A 14,474-nucleotide genomic window follows, 5' to 3' on the forward strand; every position below is an offset into this window, starting at 1 on the left:
AATATAAAATGAAAAAAATAGGAATTACGTTTTCTGCTTTTGATCTGCTCCATGCAGGTCACGTTAAAATGCTCGAAGATGCCAGAGAACATTGCGACTTTCTGATCTGCGGCCTACAAACCGATCCAACACTTGATCGTCCGGAGAAAAACAAGCCAACACAATCTGTATTTGAACGCTATATGCAATTAAAGGCATGTAAACATGTAGATATGATTATTCCATATGCAACAGAACAGGATCTGGAAGATGTATTACGTTCGTTCAAAATACATGTGCGGATCTTAGGCGATGAATATATGGATAAAGCATTTACAGGAAGGCAATATTGCGAAGAAAAAGGAATAGAATTGTATTTCAATAGACGGGAAAACAGGTTTTCGAGTTCTTCTTTACGCCGAATAATTGCATCGAAAGAAAGAGTCAGTGCGGGTTCAGTCGTAAACATAAATGAGGGAGTTAACTATGCCTTAAAGCGTATAAATGCATAAACTAATAATGAATATATGAACGTAGGTATTATTTTCGGCGTATTCGACATGTTACATGTAGGCCATATTGTTGCACTACAGGAAGCTAAGAGTAAATGTGATTATTTGGTTGTAGGACTTAAAACGGATTCAAACATACAGAATGCTGAATCCCATGATGCAGCACAAACAATGGTCGAACGGTTTATCAAATTGGAGGGTTGTCAATTTGTTGATGAAATTATTCCTTTTGAATCGGATAAAGACATCACGGATATGCTTCAGTCGCTGCCCATTCACAAGTATTTTATAGGTGAAGAATATAAATTGGTCGATTTTTCAGGAAAGGATTATTGTATCTCGGAAGGAATCGAAATATGCTATATCAAAAACAAAAATAGGTTCTCGAGCCAATCACTTCGAAAAACTGTAAGTGACAAAGAAGCCGAAAAGGGAGAAAATGCTTTTCAGCACAAATCTGACATGCTATCCCTAAATCAACGTATACCTCAATTTTAGAGGTATCAATATATCGGTAGCGATAAGTAGAAAGCTTGTAAATAACAATAATATCGTTAGGTATGGAAAAAATCAATATTGGTATTATTACGAATTTGAGAAAGCTACTGTTCGCCTACCGTATACTTTTTTCTGAGCATATACAAAGTCCGGCAAATATTGTACTTGAAGCAACTTCTATTGATTCTATCAGCAGCAATTCTCACATCAATGAAAGGCCAGAATTGCTGCTGATAGATTATCGCCTCGTATTTAAAGACACAGCACTTTTCTTTTCGTTTGTAAATTATTTTTATCCCGACACGGTCATTTTACTTATTGTACATCAAACTTTTCTTTGTGAAGCAAAGCGATGTACAAATTATGTTCAATCGGTTTTATCCCCTAACCTGGACATTAATCAACTTTTTATGCTAATAAAAAATTCAGTTTTACAGTCTAACATTGTTAAACAGTGAATTCCCTTTTTTTTAAATTCGCCATTGTTTTCTCTTGTAGAGCGACCGACAAAGAAATCTACATAGCTCGCCCCTATGTCGCTAAAGACAGTGGTGCCGATAACAACATTGGCAGCTATTGGAATTGGTCGTGGTATGTTGAATTAATAAGTTTATAGCTACTAACTTTCAAGATTATAACAAACTGTAACGCTAAGGTATTGGTTTGGAAGTAGGATTGGTTATGGGAAATCGTAAGTAATATACCCAAGGATGTTTCTGAGGTAATTAAGGGGAAAATTTCTATACAAAAATGCTTTATCTTTAACATTGCTAATTCAGATTCTTAAATTACATCACAGGATGAAAAAAATACATGTATGGTTCGGAAAGTTTAAAACGGAGAAAGAATTAAAAAAATATCTTGATCAAAATGACTATCTGGAAGCATGGTCTGTTTATGACAACGCACCGCCAACCGGAAACGAAGAGGACGATAAAGAACCAAATACGGAGTTACGCTGTGATTTTTGCAAGGAAGTTCATTTGGATAACTATGATGAAGATCTCATGATAATGAAATATTATAAGAACTCTCTAGATATCAAAACCATTGCAGATGATATTGGTGTAGATAAAAAGGAGTTAGAAACATTATTAAGAGGACATAGTTTCATTGGTTTTAACGCTGTTGTAGCTTTTGAAGACAATGACCTAGATGAAAAAGATGCTTCACGTTCTGAAACGATAAAGTACATTGGGAAATTGGCTCAGTTTTCAGACCAGTCTTTATCAGATTATGAGGTTCATTACTTATGGATAGGAGACAATAAAATTGATAAAAAGAATATTCTCCAACAAGCGGCACTAAATAAAAAGGATATTATAAAACTGAATTATTACCATACTTCAAAAAGCGAAAAACTTGACGAGATACTGATTCTCCAAATAGAAGATTACAACATTGCCGAAAAGATGATTCTCAAAGTTGAAGAGCTGAGAATGATCACAGCCCATTCCGTACTTGAACTTGTTGTAAAAGGCTCAATTGAAATACATGGTGAAAAAATTGCCGATATGCTCGGTATGAAATATATTGGAAAATTTGACAAGGAATAAAATCTAATTTGTTTTTTACGGTTTGTAATCTTCGATTTTCACATATTCGCCTATTTACGAACGAAGAACATTTGCTTAAAATACCAACGAAAACTACAGAATAATATATGAACATACAGCTAAGTGTCAATAGAGATTTAAACGCAACCGACATACTACAACTTTATCAAGCTAACAAATGGAGTGCAGCCGATAAACCAGAACTACTGATCAAAGCACTCTTAAATTCGCATTCCTTAGTTACGGCATGGGATGGTACGATATTGGTAGGTCTAGGAAATGCTATTTCCGATGGATACCTCGTGGTTTATTATCCACATCTACTGGTGCTACCCTCTTATCAAGGCAAAGGTGTTGGGCGTTTGATTATGGATAAAATGCAAGAGATTTATAAGGGTTTTCACATGCAGATGCTTACGGCTGATGGAAATGCTATCGAATTTTATAAAAAGAACGGCTTTGAACGAGCAGGTCAAACAGAGCCTATGTGGATCTATTCTGGGGGTGATCACTGAGAGAAGGTTAAGGTTAATACTTTTTCATATGTGTATATTCGGGTGGAAGGGAAAAAACTGCTATGATGTGACGTCGTGATTAATCTTCCAGGAAAACTTTTTACAGTTATCAAGGTTTTCAAATTTAAATGATTCTATCCAATCATATTTTCCATCCTCATCTTGATATAAAACTAAATTGTCAGCTTTAATATTTTCAATAAATGATGATAATTCTGCAACACAAGCTTCTAAATCATCTAACACATAACATGGAATATGACTATGAATATCTGTTTTTCCATTTGGATCTTCGATTCCAATAGTTATTTCGGTATTATATGTTGCAATCCAAATTGAAAATATTCCGGATTCACTTTTCAAATCACAATCAAAAGATCCATCATCTTGAAACTTTATTGTCTGAGCAAACTGTGGATAATTTCCTTCCAGGAATTTAAGTATTAATTTCGAAAATTCTCTTTGTTCCATTTAGTACTTGATTTACAACTATATCACATAACTCTTAAATATACGCAATTTGCCAAATTAGAAAGTTAATTTTAAAGTCGATCATGACTTATGATCATCCAAAAGTAACGATTAAAATAACCTTACATACAATTTAAGGCCAAGATATCGGTTGAATGGAGGAATGGTTACGGGAAACTGTAGCTGATTAAACATTAATCCCAATTAAGGAATTTGTGAAGACTGATTTTATATTTTGCCAATACAAATACTGTTTTGTAAATTCAATTATTAGGAAGCCAATTTAATACCTAAATATCATAGCAATTAATTTTAGAGCATTCATCACATTATCATGGAACTAAGGGAGATAGAAAAAAACTATGAAAGAATGTCGGATAACAGGCTCATTGAGGTTATTACCACAAATGCGCAGGGAATTCAGCCGGAAGTAGTTAGTATCATAGAAAATGAAATTAAGAAGCGCAACCTCGACCCTGATCTTTTAAATAGTTTAATAGCCCAAAATGAACAGCATTCTATTGAAGATATTTATCATTATGCGGAACTGCTGCGGAATTGTCCCTGCCCTATCTGCAACAATACTCGGGACAAGTTAAATGGGACAATCTACCACAGTATCAAAAGCATCATAGTTATGAGTATTACCGAAACTAGATGGATCATTGCCTGCCCGGATTGTTTGGACAAGCAAAATCGAAAAGCCATTGTATCCTGCTCACTTCTTGGTTGGTGGGGAATTCCCTGGGGGATACTGAAAACCCCCGTGTACATCTATAGAAATTTAAAGGTAAAGGGCGAAAACAGGATCAGCGATCCAAACGGTCCGCTCCTTTCATTTACAGCTGACAATATAGGTCAAATAAAAGCTTTCGAGAATAATCCTGAAAAATTGAAAAATGTTATTAAAGATTTAAGATAACGATTAATACAAATTAACAATAAAAAGACCTTATAACAGTATAGCAACCCTTTATGAAACCCCAACTGGATATGGTGGTTGCCATTCATCTATTGGTAGAGCAGTCATCCAAAATAAAGAAACTTAGAGTTTTTCGACTTCTTCGACAGAAAGTCCAGTGCCCTTAGCAATATCAGCTATAGGTAGCCCCATTTCCTTAAATGCTTTAGCAGTCTCAAGAGCTTTTTTACGCTCTCCTTCTGCTAGTCCTTTGGCTTTACCTTCTGCTAGACCTTTAGCGTGACCTAAAGCTTCTCCGGATTTCTTGGCCGAATTAAATACGCTCTCAGCATCACGCTTATGTTTTAAACTTGATTCGTATGACATTAGCTCCTCCTCCGTTAATTTACCTATCTCTCCTATCTCAGGGATAAGACCAAATATTCTTTTATCCAAAAATGATGGCAATCTATCCATGGTACTCAAGTGTTTAATTAAGTACAACCAACTGATCCATAACTATCTTTAGTTCTTCAAGCTGTTTATTAAATAATGGAAGCGAAATCATTTTATATCCCAATTTATCATAGAATATTTCTTTGGTCAATTTGTCACACAGCGCCACATCATAAAAATAAGGACGCTCTGTGAGACTGGATATACCAGAACTTCCATTTCTATCCATGTCAAATTCCAAAATACCGATAAAGTAAACCTTCGGCAGGTAATAATCACTACCCTTCTTACCTCGCGCTAAAAAGCCTCTGCTACCACTTGCTCACTTCTACATTATTCTTTAATGCTCTTGCTTGCATAAATTTTTAATATCCTCAGGAATTAATCCCCGTTTAAAAGTCAATATTTTTTTTTCAGGGGGAAGTGCGATCTCGCGTGTAAAATATTGACCGCCACTATAAAAATACCTGGCCTTTCCCGCTAAAACCTCCACTGCAATAGTCTCATCATCGACGATAACGAGCTTCAATTTGACAGCTTTGCTTTCAGCGCTGAATCCATTATTGACATGTTTAAGCTTCAAAAGATAATCTGCTTGCATCCCAAAACTAACTGCAAACGTTTGGGTATGCTCTCCGATTCGATAGCAGATCGTATCATTTAATACAATAAGTGTTCTTATGAGGGTTTTCTTTTCAACAGTTTGCACTTTCTCTCTTCCCTTGCCAAGGGGATCCAATGAAATACTATCGACAAATTCATATACACCATTCTTTAAATGAGCCTGCGCAAATGCCACATCCATTTCCATTATCACAAAAATTAATATGCAAAACATCCACTTCATATCAGCTTATTTAAACCAATTTACAGTTAATTTGGTAGTGTGTAAGACTACTTTATAATTCGTTCGGAGACATTTATTATTCGCTATAACTTCATCATTATCTGTAAAATTTCATTATGCCGATTTTCCATTAATGACTAGACTGAGCTGTAGATTTCGAATAAACGGGTTCTTCCCCACTTTAGGTGGTAAATCTATTATATTTATCTAGCGCTGAGCGTTTGAATTTTAATGACTGCATCAAAACTTGTTTTTTCGGGAGATGGCGATACCTTTTGGGTTATATCAGATTTTGTTGATTCTACTTTCAAATCATCAGTAAATAATGCTTTTATAGCTTTCGTTTATTGCTTTCAATGACAATAAATTCTGGTAAATATTCAGGTGTACAACCTTTTGAAACCATTTTACCTTTATAAAGTCCAGTTTTTTCGCCAAGTGCTATACAACGATTTCGATATTTTTTTTCATAAACTCCAATCCAACCTGTTGTAAAATTCATTGCCCATTGCACTTCCGGTTTTTCTTTTTCAATTTTACTTTCAATTTTATTAAGCAATTCTTCACTGTTGGGTTGTGGTTGTCCAGTCCAACGCAAACGACCTTGAAAATACCAATAAATTCGTCTTTTTAGCGAGGACTGGTTATCTTCCCAACTTTCTATTAAAGCAATTGTCTTTTTGTCTTTTGTTAGTTGGTTCGCCATGAGCCAATCAATCATTTGAAGTCTCTCGTTTTCGTTATGTTTCTTAATGTCAGCAACTAATTGATCAATCACTTCTTCGGTTAGAAGTTTCTTGTCCATAATCAAGATTGCCAATTGACGGGCAAAAAAAAGCTTGGATCACCAAAGTTCCATTGCCAATTCGTGATCTTTTTTAATATTCTTGGCAATAATTCGCAAGTCTCCAAGTTTCGTATTTTTTTCAGTGATCTTTGTCAGTATATTTTCTACTTTTTGTGAAAGTTTCATTTCAGTCCTGTTATTTGTTTGACATCATTTTCACGGTTGCTTCTAACTCTTAAATATACGCAATTCACCAAATTAGAAAATAGATTATATGGAAAATCCTAAAAGATATTACATCATGCAATTGGAAGAAATATAGACTCCTCGCATTTTGTATTGCTTTTTTACTCTTTTTGTGCTTTGTATTGTTGAATTCAAAACACGAATATTTGTTGTTCTCGGAAGTGGTTTGGGCTAATTGTTTCTTTCCGATCTATATCCTTTCAATTGGCAACTGTATCGACATGACGATAAGTATATGCCTCATGGTTAAGGGCGCCGGCGAGCGGAAAGAGAATAAGAAAACCGGCTGCTGTCGACTCACTGGGCACAACTAAATCACCCTGTTTATCTAGTGCAAAGCAAATAGTTTTGGTAAAGAATCTATTGACTAATACATAGATGTCAAGGTCAGTATTTCTGAAAGAAACAAAGTTTTCCGATTCGGGCTTAACTTTCCGCGTTCTTTCTCGAACGACATTTCCTAAGGTATCAATTAGTTTGAAATGGATTTTATTTTTTTGAGTGAGCTCCAATGAAGTTTTGTAAAGATAGTGCAGGCTATCCGTTTTATAGTAATTTGGTTCAATATAGTTCCATAGACAATATTCATTATAGACTGCACTCTTCGCTTGGCTGCCATGATTGTGGCCTATTATCTTCTGAGGATAATTATCAAAGATATATGTTTCTCTCAATTCTACCTTCGAAACGCTATGTGCCGCAGCATTTTGTGCTAAATACTTGGGCGATATGGAAGTGCAAGAGATACACGAAAAGATAAATACCACTGAAAATAGTGCAATGGCTAGCGTGCGCATATTGTGATGTTTTTTGATTTCTTTCATAAGTTCTTTTGTTCAATGGAAATTTTATAAAAGAAGTTTTATAGAAATTAAATCTACTTAATTTATCCGTCCCTTCCAACCATAGTCAAACGAACAGCTTTCGCACATTACAAAGAAATAAATGGTGCATATTTTAATGTTGCATTAGCTCTAAACTTACCAAAGTTTCATTTAAATAATTGTGATCGATTAAACATTTCCTGAATCCTTCTCATCGCTGGAAGAACGACCGCCAAAGAAATCTACATAGTTCGCTCCTATATCGCTAAAGACAGTGGTGCCGATGGCAACATTGGCAGCTAGCTATTAACTTTCAAGATGATTACAATACACCCGATCCCTTGGTTTTAAATAGTCGTTTTTTTGGGAGATACACTTTTGATTACTGACATCCAATTGTCACATACCAGCTTTAAATTTGCCTCATGACAATTTTATCAAACAATAAGAACATGAGCGGCATATCATCTGGTACAGCATCCGATCAAATCGAATTTCCAAAGCCTATTTTCATTTCAGTAAATAATGTAGTATTGGAAGTATTTGAAGCAGGAAGACAAAATTCGGGGAAACCGATTATTCTCTGTCACGGTTTTCCGGAACACGCATTTTCCTGGCGCTATCAGATACCCGTTTTGGTCGCTGCAGGTTATCAAGTAATTGTCCCGAATCAACGTGGCTATGGTAACTCATCCTGCCCGACCGAAGTAACGGATTATGATATAAAGCACTTGACCGCTGACCTTATCGCTCTACTTGATTATTACGGATACGAGGATGCCACCTTCGTCGGTCATGACTGGGGTGCCAATGTGGTATGGAATCTAGCGCTATTGTATCCTGAACGGGTAAATAAAATAATAAACTTAGCGCTGCCTTATCAGGATCGCGGAGAACAACCATGGATTGAATTGATGGAAATCCTATTTGGAGAAGACTTCTACTTTGTTCATTTCAATAAGCAAACCGGAATTGCAGATGCTATAATGAATGAAAACGTACACCAGTTCCTGCGTAACATATTTCGCAAAGATATCCCTTCCGCTCCCCCGGCTCCCGGCATGCTAATGATCAATCTCGCAAGAGCAGTAGAACCCGCTGGGAAGCCTTTAATGGACAAAACCGAGCTGTCTGTATTTGTTTCGGCCTTTGAATTATCTGGATTTACTGGCGCCATAAACTGGTACAGAAACCTTGATCGAAACTGGCACCTGATGGCGGATATCAAGCCGCTCATTCATCAACCGACGCTGATGATATACGGAGAACATGATACGATTCCAAAATCTGAAAATCTTAAAAATATAGCTCCCAATCTGGACATTGTCAGTCTGGATTGTGGTCACTGGATTCAACAGGAAAAGCCGGAGGAAACAAACCGCGCAATTTTAAAATGGTTAGCCCAACAAAATGCATAATAAAGATATAGATACCTATTGTCCGCAAAGCCAAACAGATTGGAGACAATGGTTGGATGAAAACCATCTGTCCAGACAGTCTGTTTGGCTTGTCTTGTATACAAAAAAGTCAGATATTCCTTCATTAAGTTGGAGTGAGGCCGTTGACGAAGCGCTTTGCTTCGGCTGGATTGACAGCACAAGAAAGACGATTGACGATTCCTCTTACATGCAATTTTTTACCAAACGTAAACCGAAAAGCAACTGGTCAAAAATCAACAAAGAAAAAGTTAAGCAACTCAGTGAAAGTGGGCAAATGACAGAGGCGGGTTTAGCATGCGTGGAAGTTGCAAAACAAGATAGATCTTGGACAAACTTGGATGAAATAGAAGAACTAATCATACCAAATGACTTAGAAATTGCATTCGAAAAACATACTGGCTCGAAAGATTATTTTCTAAGTCTGAGCAAATCAACAAGAAAAATAATATTGGGCTGGATTATCCTTGTCAGAAAACCGGAAACTAGACAAAAGCGCATAGCTGAAGTTGTAGAAAGCGCAGCACTACATCTAAAACCAAGACATTTGCGGTAGAGAAACACGTAGTATGTTGGATTTACACACATCGTTTCACTAATTTAACTGACAGTCAATCCAATGATTTTGATCCCTAATTCTCTCTCTGCTCGGGCCATACATGTCATCGACATTGTCCCAGGATTTGGTGCAGGTAGATTAGACGCATTCAAAATATCAATATCTAGCTGTAAGTATCTTTTTTTTCATAGCTCTAGGACCATCTTTCATGATTGCTTGATATGAAGAAGTAAATGCAGACAAACTTTTATATCCGACCATATATGCTATTTCTGTAAGGGTAAATTTCTTTTGATCAATCATTTCGATACTTTTTAAAATCCTAATGAGCTGGTGGTACTTTTGAACTGTAATACCAGTTTCCGCCTTAAAGATTCGTTGAAGACTACGTGATGACATAGCGGCTTTTCTGGCTAGCATTTCTATATCAATTGCGTATTTAAAATTATTATTGATCTCCTCACAGATTGGAATCAGTTTTTCATTTGACGGTATAGGAATTTGTAGGTTGTGATTTTCAGAACAAAAGTTAGGTAAACAATTCAATATTGCCTGCAAAAAATGATATTGTTCTTTGTTTTCTTCAAAATTTTGGTTCCATTTAGAAGCGTAACCTAACATCTCACGCAATACGGTAGGCACTGCAAATACGTGTACGGATCGGAAAAAGTCGATTTCGGGCACATTTGCATATAGTATAACCATTAAATCGACATGTTCTGCTTCCGAACGGGATTTGTGTTTTACTTTGGAAGGAATCCAAATGACATGATTCTGAGGAACCAGGTATATTCTGTTTTCAATATAAAAATATTGATATCCTTGGGAAACAAAGCTTAATTGGCCTCGAGCATGTACATGTTCATAATCATCATGTGTCCAGTTATTTTGATACCATACATAAGCATCTAAATTTATTGGATCTGAAAACTCTCCCTTCTTACGTTCAATTAAGCCACATTTATTCTTGTCGTTTTGCATATAGTTATTGGCAAATTTAATAAAAAAACATAAGCTAGCTTTGTACTATCATTTACAATATCGGTGGGCATGAAAAAAATGAACATGGTAACACTTGGTCACTCATCTATACCGGAAAATTTATCTGTAGAAATACAGGCTGTATTTGAAGTAGAATAAATAAAACAGAAATTAGTATGAAAAAAGTTTTTATAGCCGGAGCCACAGGTTGGGTCGGTAAAGAATTGAGCAAAGCGATTGTGGCTAGTTCAGATTATACATTAGTCGGTGGGCTTTCAAGATCCGAAGAAAATTTATCGGACATTTTAGGTTTAGATCAAGCGGTAATTCCGCTATTTGATTCAATTGAAAAAGCAATTGACAAGGTGGATTTTGATATTTTGATTGATTTTACATCCCCAAAAATTGCAAAGGAAAATATTATAGCTTCAATTAAGAATGGAAAAAATAGTATTGTTGGTACATCGGGGCTTTCAGATCTGGAATATGAGGAGATCGGCTCGCTTGCAGAGGAAAAAAATGTATATGTGTTAGCTGCTGGTAATTTTTCAATAACGGCTGTTTTATTACAAAGATTTTCGGAAACTGCAGCAAAATATATTGATCACTTCGAAATAATAGACTATGCATCCCAGAAGAAGGTAGATGCCCCAAGTGGAACAGTTGCTGAACTTGCCTATCGCCTTTCTAAGATTCAAAAACCGGTTTTGGATGTGCCTATAGAAAATACCATTGGTTATAAAGAAACGAGGGGAGCTACAATCAATGGCATTCAAGTCCACGCAGTTCGCCTTCCGGGTCATATACTCGGTGTCGAAACAATCTTTGGCATGGAAGACGAAAGACTGAATATTAAACACGAAGCAGGAAGCGGCACAGCACCTTATCTTAAAGGCATTTTTATAGCTTTAAATAAAATAGATACATTTAAGGGACTCAAACGCGGCTTGGACACAGTAATGGATTTCTAAATCAGATTAAAATTATCAGAAGGAATGCTAGCATACCTGATGCGGACCACTTATTGAAAAAATATAAAAAAGGGATTTTGGTCAATCATTTGTTCTGGTCTTCGCAATACCTTACTTGGTGGCGGCGGTGTAGGCGGTGCACCGAGAAGGTCCAGCTATTCTGGAAGAATGCCGAATTATAGTATCCAGATAAGGGGCCTGCAAAACGGATGAAGCTGTTATGTTAAATCTATCATATTTATCTAGTGGTCATTGATATCGAAATATCCAACTGAAGAGAAAAATCAATTTTAGCTATTTAAAATATACGTTATATTTATTTGAAAGTAATAGCATCATGTAACCCCGCTAAAACAAATGACAGAAACAGAAAAATATCTTTCAGACTTTAAAACAGCTGTTACAAGCATATATCCTATTTCGGATAAGGCATTTGATTTGTTGGCTCAAACCGTCTACATTCAGCAGTTTAAGAAAAATGAAGTTTTACTTAGGGAAGGGCGTGTCACCAATGACATTTTCTTTGTTTGTAAAGGGGCCTTAAACTCTTATTTTATTGATGAGAAAGGAGCTACCTGGAATAAATGGATTTATTTGGAGAGGGATTTTGCGAGCACAAGATTTTCGGCAATCATAAAAACGGCCAACGATTTTAAATTGCAAGCTATTGAAAACACTACCGTGGTATGTATGCCTTATCATCAAACAAGAGCAGCTATTAATCAAAATGATGAACTAAAAAACCTTTACATTGCTTATTTGGAGAAAAAATGGATAGTCATTAATGAAGAAAGAGAAATTTCTTTACTGACCGAAAGTGCCACCACAAGATATCTCAAATTGCTGGCGGCACATCCGGGAATTGATAGGAGAATTCCACTACAATATATTGCTTCGCACCTGAGCATTACCCCAACACAGTTGAGCAGAATACGTAAAGGGCTAACCAAATAAAAAAATCATTACGCTCAACCTATGTAGAGTGCGTTCTCGAAATCACACTTTATTTTTGCTTATTATCAAACAATAATAAAGCATACTATTAAACTCTTTGAAATAGAACGCATCGTACTATTAATTGAAGAGTGAAATAGGAGAACGTAATAATTAACAATTGAAATTAAATTATGCAAACAATTTCCAAAACACTAAAAATATTTCTAACCGCACTTATTCTTTCCAATATCGTACTGATGGCTTGTCTGGTCTACTTTTTTCTGAACAACAAGCAAAGCTTAACCGCGGAAAGAATAGATATCAAGGACAGATCGGGAAAAAATCGTGTCGTTATTGCAAACACAGATAACATTCCGCAACCTATTATCAATGGGAAGACGTATAAAAGGGCTTACGCTCCCGCGGGTCTAATTTTCTATGATAAAAATGGCGACGAAAGAGGTGGTTTGGCAATTACTGACAATGAAGAGACTAACTTGAATGCCCTCGCATTTGATTATCAGAATGCAGATGCCATTGGTATCTTGGCACAGGATAATAAACACGACAATTATTTCAGGGCTGGTCTATTGATTAATGATAAAGATCTATCCGGTAAGCCGGGGCATAATATTAACCGGATAAACCTGCTAACGGAGAATGGGAACGCTTCTTTGGTGATGAAAGATAACAATGAAATACCGAGAATTATTTTAAAGGTGGACAGTCTAGGTAATCCTTCTATCGAAATGTTGGACGATAAGGGAAAAGTGAAATGGAAACAATAAGCTATAATCGAATGACGACTACCATTGAAAACCATACTCCTTATTATACCAACGCATATAGCGATAAAAACTTTTGGTCAAAATAATAGTCCACCTTTTTCGGCACAACTCCATGGCATCAAAAGTGAAAAAAGAGGAATGAACCATCCGTCCGCAACACAGAATGCGCAATTTTTGCTCAATTTAGTTCATTGGCTTGACCAATGAACTGATTTAGCTAGGTTAATGCTGATTCCTCTGGGAATAAATTTGTCATATAATTGATATACGATAGTCGAGTGGACTAATTCTTGTTTTCTTTTTAAACAGTCTGGTTAATGACTGAGGTTGATCAAATTGCATTTTTTTAGCGATTTCAGCTACTGATAAATCAGTTTCAGCAAGTAATTCCTTTGCTATTTTAACAATAAAATTGTCAATATGATACTGTGCTGTATTTTTAGAAGTTTTTAAAGAAACATCATTGAGAAATCGTGTTGTACAATTTAGTTTCCTGGACAATAATGTTAAACTAGGAAGTAAAAACAAGCATTTTCTTTTGCTATCAAAAAGAGTGTGCAGCTCGCTCATGAAATCTTTTTGTAACGCTCTAAACTCATTCAGCTTATCTTCCATTAACTGTTGATAAAACCTTTGCATATGTTGTAAAAGCAAATCAAGATATGAAATAAGTATTTTAGACTGCGTTTCACTCATGGGCATCTTAGTCTCGAGGTCTATCAGTTCAAAGATATTTTTTATAAGCCTATAATCGTTATTCGATAAGATCATCGATTCCTGAATGGAGTATTCTAGAAACCCAAATTCTTTCAATTTATTTCGCAGACTATATCCTGTAAATAGATCTGAACGGAATGCAAAATAAGCCCCTTCTTTAAAATATCCTCTTATTTCTTGAACCGGAAAATACTGGTTGCTGAAAAATAATAAGATATGTTGTCCACGATGATCCTTATTTGAACATCCAAACACAATCAAGAAATATTTATCATCAATCCATCTTTTGGCAGAATCAAAAAATTGCTCCTCATTTCCAAAATTGTCAAAATAATAACTGAAGCTTGCACTGAAAGCATTTTGAAATTCATTATTATTACCAGTATTTATCATATTTTATTTTTTCTTCGAGACTTTGCGCGTTATTTTTTATTGAATTATTCCCTCAAGAAAAACCCTCGTTAAAACAATATTGTTTGTAAATAGAGGGATTT

At 35.7% G+C, this 14,474-nt stretch carries 17 protein-coding genes and 1 pseudogene; 10 read left to right on the plus strand and 8 right to left on the minus strand.

Features of this window, described 5'->3' with window-relative positions; translation table 11 throughout:
* Window positions 1-8 precede the first annotated feature (8 nt).
* From M2419_RS00445 to M2419_RS00460, 4 genes are all read left to right on the plus strand, one after another.
* Complete coding sequence (locus M2419_RS00445; protein ID WP_159732525.1) at window positions 9-491, plus strand: adenylyltransferase/cytidyltransferase family protein; 483 nt, start codon at window positions 9-11, stop codon at window positions 489-491.
* Window positions 492-506: 15 nt separating this feature from the next.
* A complete protein-coding gene (locus M2419_RS00450) occupies window positions 507-989 on the plus strand; it encodes an adenylyltransferase/cytidyltransferase family protein (protein ID WP_153848124.1) in 483 nt (160 codons plus the stop codon).
* An 800-nt stretch (window positions 990-1,789) separates the two neighbouring features.
* Window positions 1,790-2,545, plus strand: coding sequence for an immunity 22 family protein (locus tag M2419_RS00455; RefSeq protein ID WP_153848125.1), 756 nt, complete (start codon window positions 1,790-1,792; stop codon window positions 2,543-2,545).
* 107 nt (window positions 2,546-2,652) lie between these two features.
* The gene (locus M2419_RS00460) at window positions 2,653-3,060 is read left to right on the plus strand and encodes a GNAT family N-acetyltransferase (RefSeq protein WP_153848126.1); all 408 of its coding nucleotides are present in this window, start codon (window positions 2,653-2,655) and stop codon (window positions 3,058-3,060) included.
* Window positions 3,061-3,120: 60 nt separating this feature from the next.
* Here M2419_RS00460 and M2419_RS00465 read toward each other — a convergent pair whose 3' ends face one another.
* A complete protein-coding gene (locus tag M2419_RS00465) occupies window positions 3,121-3,531 on the minus strand; it encodes a hypothetical protein (protein WP_182331507.1) in 411 nt (136 codons plus the stop codon).
* Between the two features lie 370 nt (window positions 3,532-3,901).
* Here M2419_RS00465 and M2419_RS00470 point away from each other — a divergent pair, with 370 nt between their 5' ends.
* On the plus strand, window positions 3,902-4,453 hold the full coding sequence (locus tag M2419_RS00470; protein WP_182331505.1) for a hypothetical protein: 552 nt from the start codon (window positions 3,902-3,904) through the stop codon (window positions 4,451-4,453).
* A 123-nt stretch (window positions 4,454-4,576) separates the two neighbouring features.
* Here the strand turns inward: M2419_RS00470 and M2419_RS00475 are convergent, their stop codons facing one another.
* The 5 genes and pseudogenes from M2419_RS00475 to M2419_RS00490 form a co-directional block, all read right to left on the minus strand.
* Window positions 4,577-4,909: a hypothetical protein gene (locus tag M2419_RS00475; protein WP_259254013.1), complete on the minus strand. Its 333-nt coding sequence runs from the start codon at window positions 4,907-4,909 to the stop codon at window positions 4,577-4,579.
* Window positions 4,910-4,922: 13 nt separating this feature from the next.
* Window positions 4,923-5,165 (minus strand): annotated as a pseudogene (locus tag M2419_RS27425) (PD-(D/E)XK nuclease family transposase); the annotation flags it as partial.
* 63 nt (window positions 5,166-5,228) lie between these two features.
* Window positions 5,229-5,735 (minus strand): hypothetical protein, encoded by a 507-nt coding sequence (locus tag M2419_RS00480; RefSeq protein WP_153848636.1) that lies wholly within the window; start codon window positions 5,733-5,735, stop codon window positions 5,229-5,231.
* A gap of 331 nt (window positions 5,736-6,066) precedes the next feature.
* The gene (locus M2419_RS00485; RefSeq protein WP_259254014.1) at window positions 6,067-6,540 is read right to left on the minus strand and encodes a DNA alkylation repair protein; all 474 of its coding nucleotides are present in this window, start codon (window positions 6,538-6,540) and stop codon (window positions 6,067-6,069) included.
* 428 nt (window positions 6,541-6,968) lie between these two features.
* Window positions 6,969-7,592 carry a hypothetical protein gene (locus tag M2419_RS00490; RefSeq protein WP_259254015.1) on the minus strand — a complete coding sequence of 208 codons (624 nt, stop codon included), beginning with the start codon at window positions 7,590-7,592 and terminating at the stop codon, window positions 6,969-6,971.
* A 452-nt stretch (window positions 7,593-8,044) separates the two neighbouring features.
* Here M2419_RS00490 and M2419_RS00495 point away from each other — a divergent pair, with 452 nt between their 5' ends.
* The gene (locus M2419_RS00495) at window positions 8,045-9,010 is read left to right on the plus strand and encodes an alpha/beta fold hydrolase (protein WP_259254016.1); all 966 of its coding nucleotides are present in this window, start codon (window positions 8,045-8,047) and stop codon (window positions 9,008-9,010) included.
* Window positions 9,003-9,584 carry a YdeI family protein gene (locus tag M2419_RS00500; protein WP_259254018.1) on the plus strand — a complete coding sequence of 194 codons (582 nt, stop codon included), beginning with the start codon at window positions 9,003-9,005 and terminating at the stop codon, window positions 9,582-9,584. The genes M2419_RS00495 and M2419_RS00500 overlap by 8 nt, the downstream gene beginning before the upstream one ends.
* A gap of 159 nt (window positions 9,585-9,743) precedes the next feature.
* Here the strand turns inward: M2419_RS00500 and M2419_RS00505 are convergent, their stop codons facing one another.
* On the minus strand, window positions 9,744-10,568 hold the full coding sequence (locus tag M2419_RS00505) for an AraC family transcriptional regulator (protein ID WP_259254019.1): 825 nt from the start codon (window positions 10,566-10,568) through the stop codon (window positions 9,744-9,746).
* Between the two features lie 176 nt (window positions 10,569-10,744).
* On the opposite strand from M2419_RS00505, the gene dapB reads away from it, so the two are divergent.
* The 3 genes from dapB to M2419_RS00520 all read left to right on the plus strand — a co-directional run bounded on the left by dapB (window position 10,745) and on the right by M2419_RS00520 (window position 13,263).
* Complete coding sequence (gene dapB, locus M2419_RS00510; protein ID WP_259254020.1) at window positions 10,745-11,539, plus strand: 4-hydroxy-tetrahydrodipicolinate reductase; 795 nt, start codon at window positions 10,745-10,747, stop codon at window positions 11,537-11,539.
* A gap of 357 nt (window positions 11,540-11,896) precedes the next feature.
* The gene (locus M2419_RS00515) at window positions 11,897-12,493 is read left to right on the plus strand and encodes a Crp/Fnr family transcriptional regulator (protein WP_159732554.1); all 597 of its coding nucleotides are present in this window, start codon (window positions 11,897-11,899) and stop codon (window positions 12,491-12,493) included.
* Window positions 12,494-12,666: 173 nt separating this feature from the next.
* Window positions 12,667-13,263 (plus strand): hypothetical protein, encoded by a 597-nt coding sequence (locus M2419_RS00520; protein WP_159732557.1) that lies wholly within the window; start codon window positions 12,667-12,669, stop codon window positions 13,261-13,263.
* Between the two features lie 252 nt (window positions 13,264-13,515).
* Here M2419_RS00520 and M2419_RS00525 read toward each other — a convergent pair whose 3' ends face one another.
* Window positions 13,516-14,373 (minus strand): AraC family transcriptional regulator, encoded by an 858-nt coding sequence (locus M2419_RS00525; RefSeq protein ID WP_153848645.1) that lies wholly within the window; start codon window positions 14,371-14,373, stop codon window positions 13,516-13,518.
* Window positions 14,374-14,474 lie beyond the last annotated feature (101 nt).

This window comes from Sphingobacterium sp. BIGb0116, assembly GCF_024808035.1.
Taxonomy (GTDB): domain Bacteria; phylum Bacteroidota; class Bacteroidia; order Sphingobacteriales; family Sphingobacteriaceae; genus Sphingobacterium; species Sphingobacterium paramultivorum.